Origin of the sequence: Burkholderia sp. MSMB1835 (genome assembly GCF_001526365.1) — a bacterium.
Taxonomy (GTDB): Bacteria; Pseudomonadota; Gammaproteobacteria; order Burkholderiales; family Burkholderiaceae; genus Burkholderia.
In genome coordinates, this window is record NZ_LOYP01000015.1 from 143,941 (window position 1) to 170,174 (window position 26,234).

The 26,234-nt window shown below is 69.8% G+C and carries 22 protein-coding genes and 1 pseudogene; 9 read left to right on the forward strand and 14 right to left on the reverse strand.

Annotation, left to right across the window (positions count from 1 at the left end):
* Window positions 1-21 precede the first annotated feature (21 nt).
* Complete coding sequence (locus tag WS96_RS07175; protein WP_034204943.1) at window positions 22-702, forward strand: response regulator; 681 nt, start codon at window positions 22-24, stop codon at window positions 700-702.
* Between the two features lie 163 nt (window positions 703-865).
* On the forward strand, window positions 866-2,287 hold the full coding sequence (locus WS96_RS07180) for a sensor histidine kinase (protein ID WP_059831664.1): 1,422 nt from the start codon (window positions 866-868) through the stop codon (window positions 2,285-2,287).
* An 81-nt stretch (window positions 2,288-2,368) separates the two neighbouring features.
* On the opposite strand, the gene WS96_RS07185 is transcribed toward WS96_RS07180, so the two are convergent.
* The 8 genes from WS96_RS07185 to WS96_RS07220 all read right to left on the reverse strand — a co-directional run bounded on the left by WS96_RS07185 (window position 2,369) and on the right by WS96_RS07220 (window position 10,466).
* Complete coding sequence (locus tag WS96_RS07185; protein WP_059831499.1) at window positions 2,369-3,235, reverse strand: MOSC domain-containing protein; 867 nt, start codon at window positions 3,233-3,235, stop codon at window positions 2,369-2,371.
* Between the two features lie 87 nt (window positions 3,236-3,322).
* Complete coding sequence (locus WS96_RS07190; RefSeq protein WP_059831500.1) at window positions 3,323-4,276, reverse strand: ABC transporter substrate-binding protein; 954 nt, start codon at window positions 4,274-4,276, stop codon at window positions 3,323-3,325.
* A 33-nt stretch (window positions 4,277-4,309) separates the two neighbouring features.
* Window positions 4,310-5,491 carry a c-type cytochrome gene (locus tag WS96_RS07195; RefSeq protein WP_059831502.1) on the reverse strand — a complete coding sequence of 394 codons (1,182 nt, stop codon included), beginning with the start codon at window positions 5,489-5,491 and terminating at the stop codon, window positions 4,310-4,312.
* Between the two features lie 50 nt (window positions 5,492-5,541).
* Complete coding sequence (locus WS96_RS07200; RefSeq protein ID WP_059831503.1) at window positions 5,542-6,357, reverse strand: ABC transporter ATP-binding protein; 816 nt, start codon at window positions 6,355-6,357, stop codon at window positions 5,542-5,544.
* A complete protein-coding gene (locus WS96_RS07205) occupies window positions 6,351-7,454 on the reverse strand; it encodes an ABC transporter permease (protein WP_059831505.1) in 1,104 nt (367 codons plus the stop codon). Before WS96_RS07205 ends, WS96_RS07200 begins: the two co-directional genes overlap by 7 nt.
* 4 nt (window positions 7,455-7,458) lie before the next feature.
* Window positions 7,459-8,493, reverse strand: a complete 1,035-nt coding sequence (locus WS96_RS07210; RefSeq protein WP_059831507.1) for an ABC transporter substrate-binding protein — start codon at window positions 8,491-8,493, stop codon at window positions 7,459-7,461.
* Between the two features lie 31 nt (window positions 8,494-8,524).
* The gene (locus tag WS96_RS07215; protein WP_059831508.1) at window positions 8,525-9,364 is read right to left on the reverse strand and encodes a class II aldolase/adducin family protein; all 840 of its coding nucleotides are present in this window, start codon (window positions 9,362-9,364) and stop codon (window positions 8,525-8,527) included.
* A gap of 16 nt (window positions 9,365-9,380) precedes the next feature.
* Window positions 9,381-10,466, reverse strand: coding sequence for an LLM class flavin-dependent oxidoreductase (locus WS96_RS07220; RefSeq protein ID WP_059822516.1), 1,086 nt, complete (start codon window positions 10,464-10,466; stop codon window positions 9,381-9,383).
* Between the two features lie 246 nt (window positions 10,467-10,712).
* On the opposite strand from WS96_RS07220, the gene WS96_RS07225 reads away from it, so the two are divergent.
* Window positions 10,713-12,161 (forward strand): acyl-CoA dehydrogenase family protein, encoded by a 1,449-nt coding sequence (locus WS96_RS07225; protein ID WP_059831666.1) that lies wholly within the window; start codon window positions 10,713-10,715, stop codon window positions 12,159-12,161.
* A 70-nt stretch (window positions 12,162-12,231) separates the two neighbouring features.
* Here the strand turns inward: WS96_RS07225 and WS96_RS07230 are convergent, their stop codons facing one another.
* Window positions 12,232-13,206, reverse strand: coding sequence for a LysR family transcriptional regulator (locus WS96_RS07230; protein ID WP_179949919.1), 975 nt, complete (start codon window positions 13,204-13,206; stop codon window positions 12,232-12,234).
* Window positions 13,207-13,223: 17 nt separating this feature from the next.
* Here WS96_RS07230 and WS96_RS07235 point away from each other — a divergent pair, with 17 nt between their 5' ends.
* Together WS96_RS07235 and WS96_RS07240 are read left to right on the forward strand one after the other, a co-directional pair.
* Window positions 13,224-13,790, forward strand: a complete 567-nt coding sequence (locus WS96_RS07235; protein ID WP_034204932.1) for a cysteine dioxygenase — start codon at window positions 13,224-13,226, stop codon at window positions 13,788-13,790.
* A gap of 105 nt (window positions 13,791-13,895) precedes the next feature.
* On the forward strand, window positions 13,896-15,521 hold the full coding sequence (locus WS96_RS07240; RefSeq protein ID WP_059831512.1) for a rhodanese-related sulfurtransferase: 1,626 nt from the start codon (window positions 13,896-13,898) through the stop codon (window positions 15,519-15,521).
* A gap of 69 nt (window positions 15,522-15,590) precedes the next feature.
* On the opposite strand, the gene WS96_RS07245 is transcribed toward WS96_RS07240, so the two are convergent.
* Complete coding sequence (locus WS96_RS07245; RefSeq protein ID WP_059831513.1) at window positions 15,591-16,736, reverse strand: glycerophosphodiester phosphodiesterase; 1,146 nt, start codon at window positions 16,734-16,736, stop codon at window positions 15,591-15,593.
* Between the two features lie 369 nt (window positions 16,737-17,105).
* On the opposite strand from WS96_RS07245, the gene WS96_RS07250 reads away from it, so the two are divergent.
* Entirely contained in the window at window positions 17,106-18,173 is a 1,068-nt protein-coding gene (locus tag WS96_RS07250) for a phytoene/squalene synthase family protein (protein WP_059831515.1), read from the forward strand.
* Between the two features lie 480 nt (window positions 18,174-18,653).
* Window positions 18,654-19,874, forward strand: a complete 1,221-nt coding sequence (locus WS96_RS07255; RefSeq protein WP_034204928.1) for a porin — start codon at window positions 18,654-18,656, stop codon at window positions 19,872-19,874.
* A gap of 104 nt (window positions 19,875-19,978) precedes the next feature.
* Here the strand turns inward: WS96_RS07255 and WS96_RS07260 are convergent, their stop codons facing one another.
* The 3 genes from WS96_RS07260 to pdxR form a co-directional block, all read right to left on the reverse strand.
* The gene (locus tag WS96_RS07260; RefSeq protein WP_059822507.1) at window positions 19,979-20,398 is read right to left on the reverse strand and encodes a cupin domain-containing protein; all 420 of its coding nucleotides are present in this window, start codon (window positions 20,396-20,398) and stop codon (window positions 19,979-19,981) included.
* 10 nt (window positions 20,399-20,408) lie between these two features.
* Window positions 20,409-20,846 (reverse strand): carboxymuconolactone decarboxylase family protein, encoded by a 438-nt coding sequence (locus WS96_RS07265; protein ID WP_006479143.1) that lies wholly within the window; start codon window positions 20,844-20,846, stop codon window positions 20,409-20,411.
* A gap of 96 nt (window positions 20,847-20,942) precedes the next feature.
* Window positions 20,943-22,427 carry a MocR-like pyridoxine biosynthesis transcription factor PdxR gene (gene pdxR / locus WS96_RS07270; RefSeq protein WP_059831517.1) on the reverse strand — a complete coding sequence of 495 codons (1,485 nt, stop codon included), beginning with the start codon at window positions 22,425-22,427 and terminating at the stop codon, window positions 20,943-20,945.
* Between the two features lie 225 nt (window positions 22,428-22,652).
* Between pdxR and WS96_RS07275 the strand changes: the two are divergent.
* Window positions 22,653-23,566 (forward strand): annotated as a pseudogene (locus WS96_RS07275) (LysR family transcriptional regulator).
* Window positions 23,567-23,688: 122 nt separating this feature from the next.
* Window positions 23,689-24,438 carry an SDR family oxidoreductase gene (locus WS96_RS07280; RefSeq protein ID WP_059831668.1) on the forward strand — a complete coding sequence of 250 codons (750 nt, stop codon included), beginning with the start codon at window positions 23,689-23,691 and terminating at the stop codon, window positions 24,436-24,438.
* 67 nt (window positions 24,439-24,505) lie between these two features.
* On the opposite strand, the gene WS96_RS07285 is transcribed toward WS96_RS07280, so the two are convergent.
* Complete coding sequence (locus tag WS96_RS07285) at window positions 24,506-26,143, reverse strand: glycoside hydrolase family 32 protein (RefSeq protein WP_059831518.1); 1,638 nt, start codon at window positions 26,141-26,143, stop codon at window positions 24,506-24,508.
* Window positions 26,144-26,234 lie beyond the last annotated feature (91 nt).

Sequence of the window (26,234 nt, forward strand, 5' to 3'; positions counted from 1 at the left end):
GCTGACCTTACCGGAATCCCCATGCGTGTGCTGCTCGTCGAAGACAACCCGAACCTGGCCCAGTCGCTGAACGACGCGCTGAGCGCCGCGCGCTTCGCGGTCGATCACATGGCCGACGGCGAGGCGGCGGACCACGTGCTGCGCACGCAGGATTACGCGCTGGTGATCCTCGATCTCGGGCTGCCGAAGCTCGACGGGCTGGAGGTGCTGCGGCGGCTGCGCGCGCGCCGCAATCCGGTGCCGGTGCTGATCCTCACCGCGCACGGGTCGGTCGAGGATCGCGTGAGGGGGCTCGATCTCGGGGCCGACGACTATCTCGCGAAGCCGTTCGAGCTGACCGAGCTGGAAGCGCGCGCCCGCGCGCTGATCCGGCGCAGCCTCGGTCACGAGCATTCGCGCGTCGAATGCGGGCCGCTTTCATACGACAGTATCGACCGCAGCTTTCATCTCGCGGGCGAGCCGCTGTCGCTTACGCCGCGCGAGCGCTCGGTGCTCGAGGTGCTGATCCTGCGCAACGGCCGCGCGATCAACAAGGACACGCTGTCGGAGAAGATCTTCGGGCTCGACGAATCGGTCAACGCCGATGCCATCGAAATCTACGTGTACCGGCTGAGGAAAAAGCTGGAGAACAGCGGCGTGGCGATCGTCACGCTGCGCGGGCTCGGCTATCTGCTCGAAGCGAAGGCGGAGAGGGCCGAATGAACCGTGCCCATGCTCCCGTGCGTTGCATCACACGTCCGCTGCGCGCCAAGGGGGAGCATCCCGTTCGCGGCCGGCCTTGCACAGTCGGCCGGCTGTGCGGGCGCGCGGCGATGCTCCGCGAATTCTCCGCCACGCCCGTTGGCGCGGCCCGGCGGGCGGCACGATGACCCGCCCGAACCTGCGCGCGCAGGTCGCGCTGTGGCTGCTGCTGCCGCTGCTCGGCCTGCTCGCGCTCGACTCGTGGCTCACGTATCAGCGCGCGATGAGCGCCGCGCACGTCGCGTTCGACCGGACGCTGTCGTCGTCGCTGAAGTCGATCCGCGAAGGCGTGCGGCTCAACGACGGCGAGATCGAGGTCGACCTGCCGTATCTCGCGCTCGAGATGCTCGAATCGAGCGACGGCGGCAAGATCTACTACCTGATCCGCGAGGACAACGGCCGCACGGTCACCGGCTATCCGGACCTGCCGCTGCCGCAGGGGCGCGATGCGGGCGACGGCGCGCCGTTCGTCACGCGCTACTACGACGTCGTGTACCGCGGCGAACAGTTGCGGATGGCCGCGCTGCGCATCCCGGTGCACGACGTGCCGACCGCGCAGTCGCGCATCGTGTGGGTGATGGTCGGCGAGACGATCGAGGCGCGTCAGGCGCTCGCGCGCGAGATCCTGATCGGGTCGCTGCTGCAGGAAGGGCTGCTCGTCGTGCTGGCGCTCGGGATCGTGTGGCTCGGCGTCGGGCGCGGGCTGCGGCCGCTGAACCGGCTGTCGGCGACGGTTGCCGCGCGCAGCGAGGACGACACGACGCCGCTCGACACGGGCGCGATACCCAGCGAACTCGCGCCGCTCGTCGACTCGATCAACCAGTACATCGGCCGCACGCAGCGGATGCAGGTGGCGCGGCGCCGCTTCTTCGCCGATGCGGCCCATCAACTGAAGACGCCGCTCGCGGCGGTGCAGGCGGGTGTCGAGCTCGCGTTGCGGCCCGACGAACAGCCGCGCGCGAACGTGCACCTGCGCCGCGTGAACGCCGCGGTGCGGCAGGCCGCGAAGATCGTCCAGCAATTGCTGTCGCTGTCGCGGCTCGATTCGGACAGCGGCCATGCGGTCGCGCACAAGCCGGTCCCGCTGCACCGGCTCGCACGCAGCGTGACGCTCGACTGGTCGCCCGTCGCACGCGCGCGCGACATCGATCTCGGCTTCGAGCACGAGGCCGATGTCGACGTGCACGGGCAGGCCGACCTGCTCGGCGAGATGATCGGCAACCTGATCGACAACGCCATCCGTTATGCGGGCGACCATGCGGTGATCACGGTGCGTGTCTCGCGCGACGGCGACGACGCGCGGCTCGACGTGATCGACAACGGGCCGGGTATTCCGGCCGACGAACGCGACGCGGTGTTCGAGCGTTTCCATCGCGGCAGCAAGACGCAGACGGTCGAAGGGACGGGGCTCGGGCTGTCGATCGTGCGGGAGATCGCGCGCGTGCATCAGGGCAGCGTGACGCTCGCCGATGCGGGCGGCGGCGGGCTCGTCGTGACGATCCGGCTGCCGGCGGCGCTGAGCGATGCGATGCCGCGCGCCGCGTGACGGCGCGCGACGAGACGGCACGCGCAGGGAACGGGCCGGCGCAAGCCCGTTATTGGCCGGAACAGGCCCGGGCTATCCGGCTCAGTCGCCGAAGCCGATCTCCGCTTCGACCGGCTGGCCGATTTCGAGCCACGCGCCCGCGCCCTCGACGACGATCCCGTTGATGCCGAACGTCAGCGCACCGCCGTAGTTCGGGTTCGCGCGATAGGTCTGCATCGTGTCGGTCGGCTCGTGCGGCCAGGCCGGATCGGGCGCGCCGGTGGCCTGGTCGATCGTCGGCATCGGGCAGCGCGTGCACAGCTTCACGAGCCGCAGCCGCACGGGCGTGTCGCCGCCGGTGTCGAGGTGCTCGACGAAATCCTCTTCGTACGCATCGAGGTCCGACACGACGATGTTCGGCCGGAAGCGATTCATCGGGATCGCCGGCGCGCCTTTGGCGGCAAGCCGCGCGTTCAGGTCGTCGAGCGACGACTGGCCGATCACGAGCAGCGGGTAAGCGTCCGCGAACTGCGTGTGCGTATCGATCTCGCCGGTCCACTTGCGGTCGCAATCGCGTCGGGCGTCGGCGGCGAAGCGCGCGAGCTTCGTCGGCACGCCGAGGAATTCGGTGAGCCATGCGGCCGTTTCGGCGCCCGTATCGATCGCGTCGACGGTGTCGCGCCACACGGTCGCAGCCATCTTCGGCGTGGCGGGCGTCGCGTCGCCGTCGAGCGGCGTGCGCAGTGCCGGCATGCCCGGCGCGTTCAGCACGAGCGCATTGTCGTCGAACGTCGGGCGGATCAGCGCGAGGCGCGGGTGCGTGCGCTGCGTGAGCATGTGCCCGCGCGGATCGGTGATCAGCCAGTGGCGATCGTACGCGAGGCCCGTTTCGAACAGTTGCGCGCGCGTCAGCGCGACGCCGGCGCAGGATTTGATCGGGTAGACGAAGAGTGCGGTGATGGCTGGCATGACGCTGGCTGAAGGCGGTGTGATCGAATCGCGATTGTGCCAGATCGTGCCGAAGCCGTTTGACGGCTGCGCGCCGCCACGCGCCCGTCAGGCGAGCGGGAAGCCTATATCGAAGGTCGTGCGCACGTCGAGCGGCTGGCGCAGCAGCCCGGCCTTCAGGTAGAAGTCGGCCGTGCGCTGCTGTTCGGCGATCACCGCGGCGTCGATCGGCAGCCAGCGCGTGCCGCGGCGCTCGAACTGCAGCTTCGCGGCGGCCGGCGGGATGCCGATGATGCGCGCGAGCGCCGCCGAATACGCATCGGCGTGCCGGTACGACCAAGCCTGCGCGCGCACGACGCGCCGCAGGAAATCGTGCAGCACGTCGCGTTTCGACGCGATCGCCGCGTCGGTCGCCGCGACGTAGCTGAGGCCCGACCACAGCCCGCGGCCGTTGACCAGTACGCGCGCGCGGCCGCTCGTTTCGGCGAGCGCGGTATAGGGCTCCCAGGTCGCCCACGCGTCGATCGAACCGGTTGCGAGCGCAAGCATCGTGTCGGCCGGAGGCAGGAAGCGGAACGACACGGCGTCCGGCGGCAGGCCGGCCGCATCGAGCGCCTTCAGCGTGACGAAATGGCCGATCGAGCCGCGCGTGGTGCCGATGCGCTTGCCCTTCAGGTCGGCCGCGCCCTTGAGCGCGGCGTCGGGGCGCACGAGCACGGCCGTGCCGTACGGATCGGAGCGGTTCGCGCCGATCACCTTGATGCGGGCGCCCGATGCGAGCGCGAAGATCACCGGCGCGTCGCCGATCGGCCCGCAATCGACGGCGGCCGCGTTCAGCGCTTCGGCGAGCGGCGCAGCCGCGGGGAATTCGGTCCATGCGATGTCGTACGCGAGGCCGTTCAATTCGCCGGCCGCTTCGAGCAGCGCGCGCAGTCCGCCTTTCTGGTCGCCGGCGCGCAGCAGCGGGCGGGCGACCGATTGCGCGCGCAGGGTGGCCGGCGCGGCGGCGATCGTGGCAAGGGCGCTCGCCTGGGCGAGGAAGTGGCGTCGAGTCGGATTCATCGTGAATGTGTGTCGAAGGAAGGATTCGTGAGTTCAATGCGCAAGCCCGGCCTGTACGTCGCGCACGGGTTCCGCGTCGACGCGCAGCAGCAGCGCGGTCAGTGCGTCGCCGCCCGTGGCGCGCGCGGCCGGTCGGGCCGCCGCATCCGAGCGGCACAGCAGGTCGGCATCCGACCAGCCGGCGCTGCCGGGCAATGCACGCGCGCGCAGCCAGCCGCGTCGATCGGCAAGCAGCTGTGTGCCGCCGAGCGCATCGGGCGGGACGCCGGCAATCGTCGCGAACGCGCGCCACGCATCGGTCGTCGTCGCGACGCAGTTCGCACGCGAGTCGGCCGACGACGGCACGGACGCGCCGGGTTCGGCGACGAGCAAGGTCTGCCAGCGCGGGTCTTCCGGCGGTGGCGTCGCACCCGGCGCGAGCGCGACGACACGCACGCGCTGGCCGTCGCGCCAGCGCTCGAGTGGCTGCGGCGCCGCGTCGCCGCACCGCACGTCGAGTGCCGGTAGCGGGACGGGCACCGGCCACGCACCTTCCGCCTGCGCGCCGCTACCGGCTGCCAGCGCTTTCAGGTAGTCGAGCACGGCCCACGTGTCTTGCGTGCCGAGCGTGGCCGCGAAGCCGGGCATCGTCGACGTGCCGTGCGCGTCCTGCGTGCCGTGGCGTACGCGCCAGAACAGTTCGCCGTCGAGCCGACGCGCGAGCAGCGTGCCGGCGAAGGTCGGCGGCCAGTGCGCGAGCGTGGCCGCGAGCGGCCCTTCGCCACGCCCGTCCGCGCCGTGGCAGGCCGCGCAATGTTGCGTATACAGGTGGGCGCCGCGCATCACGTTCGCGACCGAAAACGGCGCGGGATCGCGCTGGAAACTCGTCGGCACGGCAGGCGCGAGCCACAGCGAAGCGGGCGGCCACGGCGCGAACCATGCGACGGCCAGCGCGGCGACGGCCGTCGCGACACGCCGCTTGCGCGCAGCCAGCGCGAGGCAGGCGAGCACGACGGCCAACGCCGTCACGCCGCCGGCGACCGCGAGCTGCCGCGTGAGCCCCGCGTCGATGCGCAGCGTTTCGAGCGCGATGCGGTGTGCCCACGGCCACGCCGCCTGGCCATCGACGTCGCCGGTCAGGCCGATCGCGTGCAGCATGCGCGCCAACGCGATTTGCGCGCGATACAGCAATTGCAGGAACGCGATGGCCCAGTCGGCGAACGGCGGCGCGTTCATCGCGCGCGTCCGCGGCGAGCCGCAGCCAAACGTCGAACGGCGCCCGGCATCTACCAGCTCGCATCGAGCCCGAGATGCCGCAGCGCGTCGTGGCGCAATGCGGCGAGGCGCGGGTCACCGCGATGGCGCGGATAGGGCAGGTCGACACGCAGTTCGGCGACGATCCGTGCCGGGCGCGGCCCGAACACGATCACGCGCTGCGCGAGGAACAGCGCTTCTTCCACATCGTGCGTGACGAGCAGCGCGGAGAAACCGTCGCGTTGCCACAGGGCGGTCAGCTCGGCCTGCATCGTGAGCCGCGTCAGCGAATCGAGCTTGCCGAGCGGTTCGTCGAGAATCAGCAGGCGCGGATCGTTGACGAGCGCGCGCGCGAGCGCGACGCGCTGCGCCATCCCGCCCGACAACTGATGCGGAAACACGTTCGCGAAGTCCTGCAGCCCGACGCGCGCGAGCGCATCGTCGACGCGATGCTGCGCGGTGCGCGCCACGCCGCGCGCTTCGAGGCCGAGCGCGACGTTCGCGCGCACGCGCCGCCACGGGTACAGCGTCGGGTCCTGGAACACGACGATGCGCGACGGATCGGGGCGCGCGATCGGCACGCCGTCCTGCGCGATTGTGCCTTGCCGCGCGGCGTCGAGCCCGGCGACGAGGCGCAGCAGCGTCGATTTCCCGCAGCCGCTCGGGCCGAGCAGCGCGACGAATTCGCCGGCCGCGACCGACAGCGACACGTCGTCGAGCACCGGCAGCGCGCCGCCGGGGCCGTCGAACGCATGGCTCACGCGGCGGATGTCGATGCGCGCGCCGCGCGGCGGAGCGACGGCAGGCGCGGCGGCCGCGGACGATTCGAGTACGGCGGCGCTTACCATTTGACGGTTCCTTTCTGCCACGCGAGCACACGGTCGCGCACCGCGAACAGCAGCGCGATCAACCCGGAAAACAGCAGCGCCATCACGAGCAGCGCCGCGTACATGTTCACGTACGACGCCCAGCCCTGCGCCCAGCTCAGGTACCAGCCGAGCCCGGACTTGACGCCCATCATCTCGGCGACGACCAGCACCGTGAACGACGCGCTCAGCCCCATGAAAATGCCGACGAACACGTGCGGCAGCGCGGCCGGAATCGCGACGCGCAGCACGAGGAAGCGCGCGTTCGCGCCGAGCGTGCGCGCGACGTCGTAGTACTGCCGGTTGACGCTCGCGACGCCCGACCACGTCAGCACGGCGACCGGGAAGCCGGTCGACAGCGCGATCAGGAACGCGGCGGCCGAATAGCTCGACGGGAAGAAGTAGAACGTGAGCGGCAGCAGCGCGGTGGCCGGCACGGGGCCGAGCACGCGCAGCACCGGATGCACCCAGTAGCCGATCCGCCGCGACCAGCCGATCGACACGCCCACCGCGAAACCCGCCGTGACGCCGTACGCGAAGCCGAGCGCGAGCAGCTTCAGCGTGTTGCCGGCGCTGCCGGCGAGGCGCGGCCAGTCGTCGACGTAAACCTCGATCAGCGCCTGCGGCGGCGCGAAGAACGGCGTCGGCAGCCAGCCGGTTTTCGCGGTGACGATTTCCCACGCGGCGAGCACGAGCGGCAGCGCGACGAGCCACGGGCCGGCCGCTCGCACCCGCGCGAGCCGCATGCGGGTCGCGGCCACGAGATGGCCGAGCGTCGCGGCGGCGAGCAGCAGCGCGGCGATCGTCCACGCGGCGGTACCGAACGTGTCGGTGTACGCCCAGTCGCTGAAGCCGACGATCCGGTTCGGCCACAGTTGCGTGAGCGCGCCGAGCGCGGCCCACGCGAGCGCGGCGGCGATCCCGGTCGGCCAGGTGCGCTCCCGCCGGGCGTCGGCGGCCAGCGCGGCGTCGCAGGGCGTGCAGGCCGCGCGCGCGGTAGCGTCGGCGTCGGCATTGGCGGCGCCGCCGGTCGGTGCCGAGGCGATGCGTGCGGCGGAAGCGTGTTCGATCGTCGACATCGCGTTACCCCAGTACGTTGGCATAGACCTGCTGCGCGAAGCGCTGCGGGTCCGTGCTCTTCTTCAGCACGCTGATGCGGCGGAAATCGTCCGCATAGAACGCGATTTCCTGCTGCAGGTCGACGTTGGTCGGGTGATGCGTGTAGGTGAGCGTCGCGTACAGCTTGCGCAGATCCTCGGGGCTGATCTTCGGCGAATACTTCGCGAACACCTTCGCGGCTTCGTTCGGGTTGTCGTGCGTGTACTCGGTGGCCTGCACGATCGAGCGCGCGAGCGCGGCGGCCGACGGCCGGTCGTTGCGCACGAGGTCGCCGCGCGCGCCGATCACGCAGCACACCTTGCGCGCGTATTCGCCGGACAGGTTGGTCGCGAGTTCGGTATACGCGCCGTTGCTGCGTTTTTCGAGCAGGTAGAGATTCGGGTCGCCGTCGGCGATCGCATGGATTTCGCCCTTGTCGACCGCGACGCCGAGCAGGTCGGCCGGATACTGCCGCCACGTGACGTCGCGCTCGGGATCGATGCCGTTCTTCGCGAGCAGGATCGAGAAGAAGTGCTTGCCGGGCGCGGCCAGATCGCTGACGCCGACCGTCTTGCCCTTGAGCGCCTGCAACGTCGTGACGCCGGCCGCCTTCGCGCCGAGCAGCCGCACGCAGCCGCCGTGCGAGCTGCCGATGATCTTCACGTCGAAGCCGGCTTCGAGCGGCTTCAGCCAGCGGTGGATCATCCCGACCGCCGCATCGGCCTTGCCGGTCGCGATCGATTCGAGCAACTGGTCGGTCGAGCCGCTGTAGTTGATCAGCTCGACTTTCAGCCCGTTTTTCTCGAAGAAGCCGCGCTCCTGCGCGACGACGATCGGCGTCAGGCAGAACGCGTTCTGGTTCCACGCGAACGTGAGTTTCTTCAGCGGCGGCGCGGACCAGGCCTTGCGGCCGAGCGTGATCGCCGGCACGGCGAGCGCGGCGGCGCCGGCCGCGCGCAGCAGCCGGCGGCGTCGGTCGTCGTGCGCGTCGGCGGGGATGGGTGCGGTGGTTTCGGTCATGGTCTGGTCTCCGGTGTGGCGCGAGAGCGGCTCAGTCGAGCAGGTCGGGTTCGTCGGCGACGACGCGTGCGAACAGGCTGTCGAACGCATGCAGCGCGCCGTCGGGGCCGCCGATCTGGCCGTGCGTGTGGCGCGCGGTTTCGTGATCGATCGGCTGCGGCGTGCCGGCCGCTTCGGCCAGCAACTGCGTGTGCGCGGCGTTGTCGAGCGCGATGTACCACCACGCGGCGGCCTCGACCGTCGGGCCGGCCGTCAGGATGCCGTGGTTCTTCAGGATCACGCCCTTGTGCGTGGTGCCGTCCGGCTTCGCGAGCGCATCGGCGATCCGTGCGCCTTCGCCGGTGTCGACGACCATCCCCGTGAAGTCGTCGAACAGCGCGTGGTCTTCGTAGAACACGCAGGCGTCCTGCGTGAGCGGATCGAGCGGGCGGCCGAGCGTCGACCACGCCTTGCCGTACGTCGAATGCGTGTGCGCGGCGGCGACGACGTGCGGATGGGCTTCGTGGATCGCCGCATGGATCGCGAACGCGGCCTTGTTCAGCGGCCGCTTGCCGATCGCGGTTTCGCCGCGCGCGTTGACGAGCAGCAGGTCGGAGACCTTGATCTGCGAGAAATGCACGCCGAGCGGGTTCACCCAGAAATGATCGGGCAGCTCCGGATCGCGCGCGGTGATGTGGCCGGCGAGGCCCGACGCGAAGCCGAAGCGCGCGAACAGGCGGAACGCGGCCGCGAGCCGCTCCTGGCGGTGGCGGCGTTCGGCGGCCACGTCGACGCGCGGCGCGGGCGGATCGAACCAGAAGTGCTGGCGCGGGGTGTCGGCGAGCACGAGGCCCGATGCGGTGCGCCCGGACGAGGAAAGGACGGCGGACATGATCAGGTATCGCTCCTCAGGCGGCACGGCGCGCCGCGTCGCGGGCGGCGACGGCGCCGCGCACGCGCGGAATCAGTTCGCGGCCGTAGTCGATCGCGTCGTCCAGCGGATCGAAGCCGCGGATCAGGAAGGTCGTCACGCCGAGGTCGTAGTAGTCGAGCAGCGCGTCGGCGACCTGTTCGGGCGTGCCGACGAGCGCCGTCGAATTCGAGCGCGCGCCGGTGAGCTTCGCGATCTCGGTCCACAGCCGCTTGTCCACCCGCGAGCCGCGTTCGGCCGCGGCGAGCAGGCGGCGCGCGCCTTCGCTCTGCTGCGGGCCGCCGGCGCCCAGGCCGGCCGCTTCGCGCAGCCGGCGCGTTTCGTCGAGGATGCGGTGCGCACGCGCCCACGCTTCGTCCTCGGTCGCCGCGAGGATCGGCCGGAACGACACGGAGAAGCGCACCTGGCGGCCGTGCTTCGCGGCTTCGGCACGCACGCGCGTCGTCAGGTCGCGCACCTGGTCGAGCGATTCGCCCCACAGCGCGTAGACGTCCGCGTGCTTGCCGGCCACCGCGAGCGCGGCTTCCGACGCGCCGCCGAAATAGATCGGCACGTGCGGCTGCTGGAACGGCTTCACTTCCGAAAAGCCCTGCTTGAAGCGGTAATGCGCGCCGTCGTGATCGAACGGCTGCGTTTCCGTCCAGATCCGCCGCAGGATGCCGAGGTATTCGTCGGTGCGTGCATAGCGCGCGTCGTGATCGAGGAAATCGCCGTCGCGCTGCTGTTCGCTGTCCGAGCCGCCGGAGATGAAGTGCACGGCGAGCCGGCCGCGGCTGAACTGATCGAGCGTCGCGATCTGCCGCGCGGCGAGCGTCGGCGCGGTGAAGCCCGGGCGATGCGCGAGCATGAAATGAATGCGCTCGGTCGCGGCCGCCGCAAACGCGATCGTCAGCGTCGCCGACGGGCCGGTCGAGTGATGCGGCACGAGAATCCGGTCGAAGCCGGCCGTTTCGTGGGCGCGGGCAAAGTCGCGCACGTAGTCGGGATCGACCGCGGGGCCGGACGCCGGGTGGATTTCCGACTGCTTCTGGCTCTGGATCATGCCGATGAATTCGACGCTCATCTGGGTCTCCGGTGCAGGGACGTTTCCGGCGCACGGCCGGGCAGGAATGGAGCGCAGGTTAACGCCCAGATCATGCGGAATGGAAATAATCAATCCCGATTTGAATATCAGATTTGCATGGTTTGGGGCCGCATGCGTTACGCATACGCTGTGGGCTCGCGAATGATCGGGCGCGCGTTGGCGCAGGCTTTGCCGCCGCTGTCGTTTTACGCCGCCGTGTTCGAACTACCCAGGGAATCCGTTTCGATGTCCGCCAGCCTTGCCGCTTCCTCGCCGTCACGGCAGCCTGCACTGCATGTCGTGCCTGCCTCTGCCGAAGCCTCTGCCGAAGCCTCTGCCGAAGCCTCTGCCGAAGCCTCTGCCGAAGCCACTGCCGAAGCCTCCGCCGAAGCCTCCGCCGAAGCCTCCGCCGAGGCCTCCGCCGAAGCCTCCGCCGAGACGAGCGACGCGCGCCTCGCCGCGCTGCTCGAGCGCCTCGCCCCCGAACTTGCCGCCGATGCGGCCCGCAACGACGTCGAAGGCCGCTTTCCGCACGAGAATTTCGCGCGGCTGCATCGTGCCGGGCTGATCGCGCAGGTCGTGCCGCGCGAGCATGGCGGCGCGGGGGCGACGCTTGCGCGGGCGAGCCGGATCGTCGCCGCCGTCGCGCGGGCCGATCCGGCGACCGCGCTGGTGCTGACGATGACGTATCTGCAGCATCGCGCGCTCGGCCGCGCCGACAATCGCTGGCCGGCCCAGGTGCGGCGCGCGGTGTTCGACAGCGCGGTCGCGCACGGCGCGCTGATCAATGCGTTGCGCGTCGAGCCGGCGCTCGGTTCGCCGTCGCGCGGCGGGCTGCCGGCGACCGTTGCGCGCCGCGTTGCCGACGGCTGGCGGCTGTCGGGCCACAAGCTCTACAGCACCGGGATTCCGGCGCTGCGCTGGCTGGCCGTATGGGCGCGCACCGACGAACCGGCGCCGCGCGTCGGCGTGTTTCTCGTGCCGCGTAACCGCGATACCGACGGCGAGCGCATCCGCGTGATCGAAAGCTGGAATCACCTCGGCCTGCGCGCATCCGGAAGCCATGAAGTCGTATTCGACGACGTGCCGCTGCCGGCCGATCACGCGGTCGACGTGCGCGCGCCGGACGCATGGGCCGTGTCGGCTGCCACGCATGCGGATGCCGACGCGCAGGCCGATCAGCAGGCGTGGATGGTCGCGCTGCTCGGCAGCCTGTACGACGCGGTGGCGCGCGCGTCGCGCGACTGGCTGGTCGAATTCGCGACGACGCGCGCCCCGAGCGGGCTCGGCGCACCGCTCGCGACGCTGCCGCGCGTACAGGAAGCGGTCGGCGAAATCGAGGGCTGGCTGCACACGAATCGCGTGCTGCTCGACGATCACATCGCGCGCACCGATGCGGGCAACGCGCCGTCGGCGACGACCAGCGGCCTCGTCAAGCGCACCGTGACCGAGCAGGCGATCCGGACGGTCGAGCAGGCGCTGAAGCTGTCGGGCAATCACGGGCTGAGCCGCGGCAATCCGCTCGAACGCCACTATCGCGACGTGCTGTGCAGCCGCGTGCATACGCCGCAGGACGACGCGATCGCGGTGGCGGCGGGGCGGGCGGTGCTCGATGCGGCGACGCGCGGGGGAGCGAACGCGGACGCGGACGCCACGTCACGCAACGGGGGCGAACGCGGTCGACATGATGCGTGAGCCGGAGCGGGTTGCCGCGCGCGGCAACGGCGCGACGCGACGCGGGCGCCGCGCGGCCGCGCGGGCCGCGTTATGCGGCCTTGTCGTGCGATTGCTCGGGCAGCGCGAATGCCGTGCGCGCATGCGCGGCGACGGCCGCGAGCGGCGCATCGAAGCGGGCCGCATCGTGCCGGCGCAGCAGCCACAGGTCGATCTGCGGCTTGAAATCGGCGAGCGGCACGATGTCGAGCGCGTCGCGCAACGGGCTGCGTTCGACGAGCGGCAGCGGCATCAATCCGAGGCCGACGCCGTTCGCGACGCTTTGCAGTTGCAGGTCGCGGCCGTACGCATCGAGCGTGACCGGCATCGGCAGGCCCTGCGCGTCGAGCGCACGCCGCAAGCCCGCCCGAAAGCCGCAGCCGTCCGGATTGAGCACCCAGCCGCGTGCGTGGCAATCGGCGAGGCGATAGCTGCGGCGCGGCCAGTCGCCCTTGCGGCCGACCGCGACGAGCCGCGTGGCCAGCAACCGAACGCCGTCGACCTGCGCCGGCAGCACCATTTCGCGCGCGAGGAAGACCAGCGCCGCATCGAGTTCGCGGCGCGCGATGCGCTCGACGAGCTGGCCGCCCCATGCGGTCGTGACGTGCGTCGCGAGCGCGGGCCATTGTGCGGCGAGCTCCGCGATGAGCGCCGGCAGCATCAGCTCGCCGAGCCCTTGCGTGAGCCCGATCCGGAATTCGCCGGCGGGCGGTTGCTCGCCGGCCGTCAGTTCGCGCAGCGCGTCGACCTCGCGCAGGATCGCGCGACATTGCTCGAACACCTGCCGGCCGATGTCGGTCGGGCGCGGCGGCTTCGTGTTGCGGTCGAGCAGCGTCACGCCGAGCGCTTCCTCGAGATTCTGGACGCGCGGCGTGATCGCGGGCTGCGTCATCCCGAGCTCGGCCGCGGCCTGGCTCAGGGTCTGGCAGCGGACGACCGCTGCAAAAGCATCGATATCGCTAATTTTCATGTTTGTTCTGCATGGTCTTTCCGGTGCATCATGACGATCCATCATATTCGGCATCATATTCGAGGAGACGGCCGATGAGTACGCTTTCGTTGCAGCAGACGCCGCTGCGTCCGTTCGTCGAGGGTCTGGATGCGTTGCTCGCGTCCGGCGCGGACGAGGCGCGCATTCTCGACGAGGGCGGCGCGCTGCTCGCCGCGCTCGTCGAACACGACGACTGGTTGCCCGACGCGTTCGCGCAGCCCGATCCCGAACGCTATCGGCAGTACCTGCTGCATCTCGATCCGGACGAGCGCTTCTCGATCGTCAGCTTCGTGTGGGGGCCCGGCCAGACGACGCCGATCCACGACCACACGGTGTGGGGGCTGATCGGGATGCTGCGCGGCGGCGAGTTCTCGCAGCCGTACCGGTTCGACGCGGCGGGCAAGCCGGTGCCCGCGGGCGACGCCGTGCGGCTGCAGCCCGGCGAGGTCGAGGCCGTGTCGCCGCGCATCGGCGACGTGCATCGCGTGACCAACGCGTTCGCCGACCGCGTATCGATCAGCATCCACGTGTACGGCGCGAACATCGGCAAGGTCGAGCGCGCCGTGTACCTGGACGACGGTACCGTGAAGCCTTTCGTGTCCGGCTATTCGAATGCCTGACGCGAAGCCCGCTCGCGCGGGCCGTTGCGAACGCGCGCCGGCGGGGTCAAGATCGATCCGCTCCGCTTTCTTCATCGACTTCAACGTATTCAACCCAGAGACATCGTGACGCACTCCGCCGATTCCACTTCCCGTTTTCCCGTCGCGTCGTACCAGGACGTACGCGCGCGCCTGCTGGCCCGCGACGAGATCGCGCTGATCGACGTACGCGAGGAAGATCCGTACGCACAGGGCCATCCGCTGTGGGCCGCCAACTTTCCGTTGTCGAAGCTCGAACTCGACGCGTGGACGCGGATTCCGCGCCGCGACACGCCGATCGTCGTGTTCGGCGAAGCCGGCGGCGAGGATCTCGCGCCGCGCGCGGCCGCGACGCTGGCGCGGCTCGGCTACACCGACGTGCGGCTGCTCGACGGCGGGCTCGCCGGCTGGATCGCCGCGGGCGGCGAAGTGTTCATCGACGTGAACGTGCCGAGCAAGTCGTTCGGCGAATGGGTCGAGGTCGAGCGCCATACGCCGTCGCTGTCCGCGCAGGAGGTGCAGGCGCTGATCGACGCGAAGGCCGATGTCGTGATCGTCGACGCGCGCCGCTTCGACGAATACCAGACGATGAACATCCCGACGTCGACGAGCGTGCCGGGCGCGGAACTCGTGCTGCGCGTGCGCGCGCTCGCGCCGGATCCGCAGACCCAGGTGATCGTCAATTGCGCGGGCCGCACGCGCAGCATCATCGGCACGCAGTCGCTCGTCAACGCGGGGCTACCGAATCCGGTCGCCGCGCTGCGCAACGGCACGATCGGCTGGACGCTGGCCGGCCAGACGCTCGAGCGCGGCGCGGCGCGCCGTTTTCCGGACGAAATCGACGCGACGCAGCGCGCCGAAGCGCGTCGGGCCGCCCGCGCGGTGGCCGAGCGCGCCGGCGTGCCGCGCATCGCGCTGGCCGACGTCGCGGCACTCGACGAACCGGGCCGCACGCTGTACCGCTTCGACGTGCGCACGCCGGAGGAATACGAAGCCGGCCACCTGCCGGGCTTCCTGAGCACGCCGGGCGGCCAGCTCGTGCAGGAGACCGATCATCACGCGGCCGTGCGCGGCGCGCGGATCGTGCTGGCCGACGACGACGGCGTGCGCGCGGACATGACCGCGTCGTGGCTCGCGCAGATGGGCTGGGACGTGCGCGTCGTCGAACCGGCCGGCGCCGCGGCATTCGTCGAGCGCGGCCAGCCGCCGCGCGACGTGCCGGCGCCGCCGCCCGCGACCGACGTGTCGCCCGCGACGCTGGCGGGCTGGCTGAAGGAGGCCGCGCCGGGCGAACTCGCGATCGTCGACGTGACGGCCAGCGCGAACTACGTGAAGCGTCATGTCCCGGGCGCGTGGTTCGCCGTGCGCGCGCAGTTGCGCGACGCGCTGGCGGCGATTCCGCCCGCGAAGCGCTACGTGTTCACGTGCGGATCGAGTCTGCTGGCGCGGTTCGCGGCGCACGACGCCCGCGCGCTGCTGCCGGCGTCGGCCGAGATCCGGGTGCTGACCGGCGGCACGGCCGCGTGGATCGACGCCGGGCTGCCGCTGGAGAGCGGCGACACGCGTCTCGCGTCGCCGCGCGTCGATCGCTACCGGCGCCCGTACGAAGGCACCGACAACGCGGCGGCGGCGATGCAGGCGTATCTCGACTGGGAATACGGGCTGGTCGACCAGTTGAAGCGGGACGGCACGCACCACTTCAACGTGATCTGACCGACGCGGGGCGACCGGGCACGGCACGTCGTGCCCGGCGTCCGGTCGCGATGCGGAGGGCGCTCCGTATCAGCGCTTGAACGTATCGACGGCCGTGCGGCCGACGGCCGGATCGTCGGTGAAGAAGCCGTCGATGCCCGCGCGCAGGTACGCCTGGATCTCGCGCACCGAGCCGGCCGTGTTGCGCGTGGCCGGCGTGCCGCCGTCCTTCAGCGACGCGGGCAGGAAGTTGTTCTCGGGGCGGAACGTGTACGGATGCACGACGAGGCCGGCCTCGTGCGCGTAGCGCACGTACGGCGTCGGCTGCTGCAGCGTGCCGTCCGCGGCGACCGCGATGATCGACGTCTTGTACGGCCCGACGCCGTTCGCATAGGTCGCGATTTCGCGCATGCCGTCGCGCGTCGACAGGTCGCCGTAGGTGCGCTTGTCGTTCGCCTTCACGAAGTCGTACGGGCGCTGGCCGGCTTCGTCCATCAACTGCACGAGCTTCCAGTTCGGCTGGCTCGACTTGATCCGGTTGCGGATCGTCTTCAGGTTCGCGACTTCGAACGACTGGATGTAGACGGTCGCCGTGCGCGACGTGTACGGATCCTTCAGCAGCGCGTCGACGAGGCGGTCCTCGAGCGGCAGGCCGATCGACTGGAAATAGGTCGGATGCTTGGTTTCCGGATACAGGTGGATCGTGCGGCCGGTCTGTGCGGACATCTGTTTCGCGAGCGCGACGATCTCGTCGAAGGTCGGAATCTCGAACTGGTCGTTGTACGCGGTATTGGCGGGGCGCACCTGCGGAATGCGCTCGCGCGCCCGCAGCGTCTTCAGCTCGGCGAGCGTGAAATCCTCGGTGAACCAGCCGGTCAACTGCGCGCCGTCGATCGTCTTGGTCGCCTTGCGGCTCGCGAACTGCGGCAGCGCCGACACGTTCGTCGTGCCCGAGATCTCGTTCTCGTGGCGCGCGACCAGCACGCCGTCGCGCGTCGCCACGAGGTCGGGCTCGATGATGTCCGCGCCGTCCTCGATCGCCTTGCGGTACGACGCGAGCGTGTGTTCGGGGCGCAGCGCGCTCGCGCCGCGATGGCCGACCACCTGGACCTTCGCGGAAATCGGCTGCGTGGGATCGCGCGTCAGATCGTCGTCGCCGCCGCACGCGGCGAGCAGGAACGCGGCGGCACAGGCGAACGGGACGTAGCGCAGGGAGGTCGGGCGCTTGAGGAGCATGTCGATGAACCTTCGAAACGGAGTCAGAAAAGGGTGCTCGCGCCGGTGGCCGGGCGGGGCGCCGGGCTGAACGGGATCGAACGGAGCGCGATCGTCGCACTGAATAATTACATATGTATTACTTGCGCCTTTCCGTTTGTTTTTCGGGGGCGGCGCATGCGCCGGGGCGGTCGAGCGCGGGCTTGCCCGCGCGGGCATCCGCCCGCCGCAGGCTGCCCGTGCGCCGGATGCACTAAACTTGCGGGAATTTTGCATCGCCGCACCGGGGCCGCCGCCGCCGCGCGCGACGATGCGGCGACTCGCGGGCCGGCGCGGGCGCCCGGCGCCCGCGTGCGGCCGGGGCGCGCGCCGGCCGATTTTTCCCGACCCATGACGACCCATACCGATTCCGCCTATCTGCTCGGCGAGCTGCTGAAGAACGTTTCCCGCTCCTTCTACCTGACGCTGCGCGTGCTGCCCGACGGCATGCGCGACCCGGTCGGCCTCGCGTATTTGCTTGCGCGCGCGGCCGACACGATCGCCGACACGGCGCTCGTCGCGCCCGACCGGCGTGCGACGCTGCTGACCGACCTGCGCGACGACGTCGAGCGGCTCGGCGACGGCGCGGCGCTGTCGCGTTCGCTCGAGGACGTGACGCGGATGCAGACCGATTCGCACGAACACCTGCTGCTGGGCTCGATGGAGCCGATGCTCGCGCTGCTGCGCGCGCAGCCGGAGGCCGATCGCGCGTCGATCCGCAAGGTCGTCGCGACGCTCACCGCGGGGATGGAATTCGACCTGCGCACGTTTCCGGACGAACAGTCGGGGCAGGTCGCATCGCTGCCGACGCGCGATGCGCTCGACCGCTACACGTACCTCGTCGCGGGCTGCGTCGGCGAGTTCTGGACCGACATGACGGACGCGCACACGCGCGCCGCGCGCGGCTGGGATCTGCCGGACATGCGCGAGAAGGGCATCCGTTTCGGCAAGGCGCTGCAGATGACCAACATCCTGCGCGACTGCGCGAAGGATCTGCGCATCGGCCGCTGCTACCTGCCCGACGACGTGCTGCGCGCGCACGGGCTCGTCGTGGCCGACCTGATGCAGCCGGAGGCTTCGGCGCGCGCGCGCGGCGTGCTGGTCGACCTGCTGCGCGTCGCGCTCGACCAGTATCGCGACGCATGCCTGTATACGCTCGCGATCCCTCGCCGTTTCGTGCGGCTGCGGCTCGCCTGCCTGTGGCCGATCATGATCGGCCTCGAAACGCTCGAACTGCTGGCCGGCCACGCTGCATGGCTCGACCCGGCGAAGCCGGCCAAGGTGCCGAGAAAGCGCATCTATCGGATCATGGCGGCGTCGCTCGCGCGGGTCGGTTCGAACACGGCGATCCGCGCGCGCTTGAACGCGCTCGTCGACGCCGTGAGCGCGCGGCTCGCGCACCCCGCGACGCAGCATTGAAGATCGCCGGCGCGGCAGGCGCCGGCATCCCCTCCCGGCCCGCATTCGTCGGGCCGTTCCCGTTGCGTCTGCGGCACGCCGACTAAAACGTTTTCATGATTTCGTGTTTCGAAACGTGCGTGTCATGAACGTCGGCGATCCTGCGCGGCGGCGTGAATCGCGGCGTCAGCTTCGATCGCGCATTTGTAAGACGTTTCATCGCCGAAGGCGTCTGACGACATCGGACGGTCGCGTTGCACCCGTAAAAATGTAAAGCTAGGGTTTTCACCGGCAAACGCCGGAAACGCCCGCCGCACAAGCGTTTTGGGCTGTCATGTAACCGTTTGGTGAACCCGCGCGTTGCGTCGATCATACGATGACCGACTGCACATGTTGGGAAACAATTGGTAATCCGTCAGAATCGCGTCGGCATGTACTCGCACATGTGTCAGTCATAAAACCACACCAGAAAAGAAATCATTCTTTGAGGACGGAGAATCAATGAAAAAGCGCGTCGCTTTCGCCATGACGGCAGTCGGTCTCGCAGCCGCTACCGCCGCCCACGCCCAGAGCAGCGTGACCCTGTACGGTATCGTCGACAACGGTCTCGCGTGGCAGAACAACTCGTCGGCAGTCGGTGCGACCTCGGGTGGTCACTCGAAGGTACAGATGTCCACCGGCGTGTGGGCAGGCAGCCGCTTCGGCCTGAAGGGCAGCGAAGATCTCGGCGGCGGCACGAAGGCGATTTTCCAGTTGGAAGCCGGCGTCAACACGGCTAACGGCTCGTCGCAGTGGACCAACGGCATCTTCACGCGTCAGGCATGGGTTGGTCTGACCAACACCACGTACGGTACGCTGACGGCCGGCCGCCAGTACACCGCGTACTACACGCTGCTGTCGCCGTACAGCCCGACGACCTGGCTGACCGGTTACTACGGCGCGCACCCGGGCGATATCGACTCGCTGGATACCAGCTACCGCGCGAACAACTCGCTCGTCTACATGTCGCCGAAGTTCTACGGCTTCACGGTCGGCGGTTCGTACTCGTTCGGCGGCGTTGCAGGCGCGACGAACCGCGGCTCGACGTGGAGCGCGGCGATCCAGTACCTGAACGGCCCGGCAGGCATCGCGGTCGGCTACCAGAAGGTCAACAACTCGACGCTCGGCGGCGGCGTGTGGGGCGCGAATTCGACGGTCCAGAACGGCCTGACGGCAACGGGCGACGGCAACCAGCCGGCCGTTTCGTCGATCAACAACGGCTACGCGACCGCGCAATCGCAGCAGCGGATCGCCGTGACGGCGGGCTATCAGTTCACGCCGGCATGGGACATTTCGGCATCGTACTCGAACGTCCAGTACACGCCGGGCACGGGTTCGTTCTTCCGGAACAAGGCCATCTTCAACACGGCTGGCGCCGTGCTGCACTGGAAGGCAGCGGCTCAGTGGGACTTCGCGGCAGGCTACTCGTACACGGCCGCCACGCAGTCGAACGGCATCACCAGCTCGGCCAAGTACCACCAGGTCACGCTGTCGCAGTACTACAGCCTGTCGAAGCGCACGGGCCTGTACGCGGTTGAGGCTTACCAGCACGCGAGCGGCAACACGCTGAACGCCAAGGGCAACGCAATCATCTCGGCGACCACGTCGATCGGTGACGGCGTGGGCGCAGGTTCGAAGCAGAACCAGATCGGTGTCGGCGTCGGCCTGATCCACCGCTTCTGATGTCGCGCGGCGCGCGAGCGCCGCTCACGGCATGCGGGATGAAAAAACCGGCTTTCGAGCCGGTTTTTTCGTTTACGTCGCGAGCGTTCGCCCGGTCCGCAGGATCACCGATCGATCGGCGACTTCAACGGCTGATGCTCGCCCGTCAGCCCGAACACGACGAGTTGCGCGGGCTCGGTCGCGCTCGCATTGCGCGACACCTGATGTCGCGAGCCGGGCGGCTCGTACCAGCCTTCGCCGGCGCGATAGCGTTGCAGCGGGCCGCCGTTCACCTGCGACAGCACTTCGCCTTTCGACACCACGGCGAACACCGAGCCGAGATGCCGATGCGCTTCGGACGCCTGACCGGGCGCATAGTCGACCGTCGCGACGACGACGCGCTTGCCGGGCGCTTCGGGCACGGCCTGCTGCATGATCGCGTGCACGGCGTCGCCGGCGTCGTGCGCATGGGCGGCGGCCGGCAGCGCCGCGGCGAGCACGAGCCCGGCGGACAGCGCGACACGATGGAGCGGGGCACGGATCATCGTCGCCTCCTTACTCGGGCATCTTGCGGAACGCGATCGCGAAGCGGTTCCACGAGTTGATCGTCGCGATCAGCATCGACAGGTCGAACAGCTCCTCGTCGGTGAAGTGCGGCTTCACGGCTTCCCAGACGGCGTCGGGCACATGGTTGCTGGCCACGAGGGTCAGCGCCTCGGTCCATTCCAGCGCCGCGCGTTCGCGCTCGGTGAAGAACGGCGTTTCGCGCCACGTGACGACGGTCGCGAGACGGCGATCGGTTTCGCCGCCCTTGCGCGCGTCGGTCGTGTGCATGTCGACGCAGAACGCACAGCCGTTGATCTGCGACGCGCGCAGGCGGACGAGCTCGGCGAGCGGCTTCTCGATCGAGCTTTTCGCGAGGAATTCCTCGGCGTTGCGCATCACCTTGATGGCATTCGGGCTGGCGGCATAGAAGTTCAGGCGCGGTTGCATGGCAGGTCCTTTTCGGTTGGGTAGCGCCGGGGTGGCGCGACAGGACCCACTTTAAGAGCCGTACTGGCCTGCTTGAATAACCAATTCCGGGAAAATTCAGGTAACCAGTGGCGACCCGCCCGCGAGGCCGGCCTCCAGCAAACCGGCCAGCTTCGCGAGCGCCGCGTCGATGCGCAGCGCGTCGATTCCGCCATAGCCGAACAGCAGCCCCGGGCGCACCGGCACGCCCACGTGGAACGCCGAGATTCCGTATAGACCGATGTCCTGCGCCCGCGCCGCGCGGACCAGCGCCGCTTCGTCGAGCCCCTGCTTCAGGTGCGCGGCCAGGTGGATGCCGGCGGTCGGCACGATCGCGTCGAACCACGGCGCGAGTTCGCCGCGCAGGTGGGCGATCAGCATCTTGCGACGCGCGTCGTAGTGCTTCTGCACGCGTTTCAGGTGCCGCGCGAAATCGCCTTCGAGCATGAAGCGCGCGAGCGCTGCCTGCGTCAGCGTGCACGTGTGCCAGTCGACGATCTGCTTGGCCTTGGCGAGCGCGCCGCGCAGCGCGCGCGGCGGAATCGCGTAGCCGATCCGCAACTCGGGAAAGATCGTCTTCGAGAACGTGCCGACGTACGCGACGAGGCCCGTGCGGTCGAGGCTCTTCAGCGATTCGACCGGCCGCCCTTCGAAACGGAATTCGCCGTCGTAGTCGTCCTCGATGATCACCGCGCGGCGGCGCTGCGCCCATTCGAGCAGCGCGACGCGGCGATCGAGCGTCATCGGCATGCCGAGCGGGAACTGGTGCGACGGCGTCACGTAGACGAGCCGCGCGTCGTCCGGCAGCCGCTCCGTGACGAGGCCGTGCGCGTCGACCGGCACGCCGATCACCGTCGCGCCGAGCGACGCGAACGCGGCGCGTGCCGGCGGATAGCCGGGATCCTCGACCGCGACGACGTCGCCCGGCCGCACGACGACGCGCGCGAGCAGGTCGAGCGCCTGTTGCGCGCCTTGCGTGACGAGCACGTCGTCCCAACTGCAGGCGACCGCGCGGCTGAATGCGACGTAGCGCGCGATCGCGCCGCGCAACTGCGAGTCGCCGGCCGGGTCGTGATACTGACCGGGGCCGCGCGCCTGCCGGCGCAGCGCGTGATGCAGGCAGCGCCGCCATGCGTCGAACGGGAACAGCGTCTTGTCGGTCACGCCGCCGCGAAAGTCGAGGCCGGGCGAATCCTGCGGCGCGGGCATCGCGAGCGCATCGGGCAGGTCGTTCCACAGCGCGCGCGCATCGACTGCGTCGATGCGCGGCGTCTCGTCGACGATCGACGGCGCCGACGTCGCCGCGGCGTGCGGCACGCGCGCCAGGCCGTCGGCGACGAACGTGCCGTCGCCGGCGCGTGTCGTCAGGTAGCCCTCGGCGACGAGGCGCTCGAAGGCGTCGAGCGTCGTCTTGCGCGACACGCCGAGCTGTTTCGCGAGGTCGCGCGTCGACGGCAGCCGCGCGCCGCCTTCGAGACGCCCGTCGACGATCGCGGTGCGCAGTTGCCGGAAGATTTGCCCCGTCAGGTCGTGACGGCCTTCGATGCGGATCGCGATGTCCATCGCAGTGGTTACCTCGATTCGTGTCATTTTGCGTGAATCAGCATACCGGAAGTTGCTCACGTCAGCCCCGGGTCGACGGTGGGCGAGCGGTTTCGCGCGAGGGCGGCCGGGCCACGCATTCCCGCAGCGGGAACCGGCCGTCCCGGCAACCCGGCTCGTCGTCCGATTGGACCGCCGCCTGCCGCTGCCGTACGATCCACGACAACCTCATCCCGGAGCGACCTCATGCTGTCCGAAGACGAACTGGCGCTGCTCGACGCGATCCGCGCCACCGGCAGCCTGTCGCGTGCCGCCGCGCGGCTCGGCAAGGCGCCTTCGACGGTGTCGCATGCGGCGCGCCAGCTCGAAACGCGGTTCGACGCATTGCTGTTCGACCGGCGCGGCTACCGGCTGCAACTCACGCCGGCCGGACAATTGCTGGCCGACGAGGCGGCGCGGCTGGCGCTCGACGTCGCACGGCTGACGCAACGCGTGCGACAGGTCGCGAGCGGCTGGGAGGACCGGCTGTGGATCGTCAGCGACGAAGTGCTGGAGTTCGATACGCTGCTGCCGGTCGTCCGCGCCTTCGATGCGCTCGATTCCGGCGTGTCGCTGCGTTTCACGCACGAGGTGCTCGGCGGGACTTGGAAGGCATTGCGCGACGGCCGCGCGGATCTGGTCGTCGGGGCGACCAACGAGCCGCCGGCGATTCCGGGCCTCAAGTGGTTCGAACTCGGTGCGATGGAATGGGTGTTCGCGGTGTCGCCGCGCCATCCGCTGGCGTCCGCGAGCGGATGGCGCGCGACGCGATCGGCGCGCACCGCGCGGTCGTCGTCGCCGATTCGTCGCGGCGCGCGGCCGGCCGCGCGTACGGCCTGCTCGGCGGGCAGGCGATGCTGGCGGTGCCGTCGATGCGCGCGAAGATCCTCGCGCAGCGCGATGCGCTCGGCGTCGGCTGGGTGCCGCGCCGGCGCGTGACGTCGTTGCTCGCGCGCGGCGAACTGGTCGAGAAGCAGACGGCCGATCCGCGCGAGCCGAATCTGCTGTACGTCGCGTGGCACGGCGACCGCGACGGTCGCGCGCTGCAATGGTGGCTGGAGCGACTGCGCGAGCCGAGACTCGCGCGGCGGCTGCTCGACGGGATCGACGTGGTCGGTTGAGCGCGCTCGTTTCAACATGTTCGATGTTTTCGAACATGTTCGTCGCGGCGGTCGTACGGCAACGCCGCGCGCCGCGCGCATCCTGTGCTCACGGTCAACTCACCGGTTCACAGGAGAACATCATGCAACGCTTCGAAGGAAAGACGGTCCTCGTCACGGGCGGCAACAGCGGCATCGGCCTGGCGGCCGCCCGCGCATTCGCGGCCGAAGGCGCGCGAGTCATCATCACCGGGCGCGACGCCGACACGCTGGAAGCCGCCCGTCGAACGCTCGGCGAAGGGGCGCTGGCGATTCGCAACGAAGCCGGCAGCGTCGCGTCGGCCCGCGCGCTGGCCGACGCGATCGCCGCCGCCGACGTGCGGCTCGACGCGGTATTCGTCAACGCGGGCGTCGCGAAACTCGCGCCGTTCGCCGACAGCGACGAAGCGATGTGGGACCTCGTCTTCAACACCAACGTGAAGGGCGCGTATTTCCAGATCCAGTCGCTCGTGCCGCTGCTGAACCGCGGCGCATCGATCGTGATCAACGGCTCGATCAACGCGCACATCGGGATGCCGGGTTCGTCGGTGTACGCGGCGAGCAAGGCGGCCGTCAATTCGTTCGCGAAGACGTTGTCGACGGAACTGCTGCCGCACGGCGTGCGCGTGAACGTGGTCAGCCCGGGGCCGGTGCAGACGCCGTTGTACGGCAAGCTCGGGCTCGATGCGGCGACGCTCGACGAGACGGCCGACAAGATCAGGGGCCTCGTGCCGGTCGGCCGGTTCGGCACGCCGGACGAAATCGCGTCGACGGTGCTGCACCTGAGCGCGCCGGAATCCGCGTTCATCGTCGGCGCGGAAATCATCGCGTCGGGCGGGATGGGCTTGCTCTGAGGGGCGACGCGGACGGGGACCGTCACCGGCCGATACGGTGCCGGGCGAGCGGCCCCCGTCACATGCGCTAGCGGGACGCACAGGCGCCGCGCGCGGCGTCGCCGGTTTCCAGTTGCGTCACCGTCAACCCCGCGAACGTCGCGCGGCCTTGCTCGGCGAACACGGCCACGCGATCCGCATCGAGCGGCGGAAAGATCAGGTCCGTCAGCGCCACGCGGCCGCCGTTCGCGAAGACCTCGACCGACCCGCGATCGACGACGATCTCGAGCCGCAGTTGCCCGTGTTCGAGCGGCAGATCGACGATGTGCTCGCGGCTGAACGTGCCGGCGAAATTCGCTTCGCCGGATTGCGAGCGGTCGAGCGTCAGCGTGCGCTTCGCGGTGTCGTACACGATCCGGGTGCCGATCGAGCCGTCGCCCGAGCGCCGGACGATCAGCCCCGCGCGCGCGGCACGCTGCGGCGAGATCGTCACCGTGATGCGCTGGACGACGCCGCGCGTGGCGGCCGACAGCACCCGGGTAGCGGAGTCGACCGTGACGTCGCCTTCATGCACGGCGGGCCGGCCGTCGGCCCATGCGTCGAAGGCGGCGGCGGGCGCGACGACGAGTCTCGGCTCGCCGTCGATCGTCTTCAGCGACAGTTCGCGCGGCAGCGTGGTCGCGCCGCGCCATGGGGCGGTCGGCGCCTTTGCCGCGTAATCCCAGTTGCTCATCCATGCGATCGCGACCGGTCGGGCGCCGGGCGCGCCGGAGAACGTGCCGGCCGCATAAAAATCGGCGCCGTGATCGACCCAGCGGAATTGCGCGGGATCCGAGCCGCCCGGCGCGACGCGGTCGGGCACGAACGTGCGGCCGTCGAAGTCGCCGACGAAATACATCGCGCCGGAGCCGCCGGCGATCGACCACGGATTCACGTTGACGATCATCACCCACTTGATGCGGCGGGGATCGCCGTCGAGCGGCAGCGGGACGAGATCGGGCATTTCCCACAGCGCGCCCGCATGCGGCACGTCCGGCAGCGTGAAATCGCTCAGGAACGACCAGTGGATCAGGTCGTCCGAACGATAGAGCTTCACGACCTGCGCATCGGCGACGACCGTCGTCATCAACCAGTAGCCGCCCGGCGCATACCACGACACTTTCGGGTCGCGAAATTGCTTCGATTCCGGATCGAGCGTCAGCACCGGGTTGTGCGCGTACGACTGCCACGTCGTGCCCCGATCGAGGCTGTACGCGAGCGACTGGGCCTGTATGCCGGGTGCGTGACCCGAGCCGGGCTTGTAGACGCTCGTATAGAGCGCGACGAGCGGCGTGTGGCCCGGTTTGCCGAGGCCGGACGTGTTCAGGGTATCGGCGACGATCGAGCCGGAGAAGATTTCCTCGGTGGCGTTCGCGCGCATCGCGACCGGCTGCTCGCGCCAGTGGACGAGATCGGTGCTGATCGCGTGGCCCCACGACATGTTGCCCCAGTCGTTGCCGAGCGGGTTGTACTGATAGAACAGGTGATAGCGGCCGTTCTCGTAGACGAGCCCGTTCGGGTCGTTCATCCAGTTGCGCTGCGGCGTGTAGTGGAGGGCGGGCCGCCATTGCGGCGTGCCGTTTTCGGCCGGCGTGTGGCATGGCGCGGCGGCGGCCTGCGTGCAGGCCATGCAGACGAGCAGCAGCCGGACGAGGCGGACGGAACAGCGAAAAGACGTCGATTTCATGCGGGGCCAGGCGCTTCGTCGGACGAAGCGGGAAAGGAGGGCGCAGGCCGGCTGCAACGGCGGCATGCGCGATGGTCGAAAGAAAAATCGA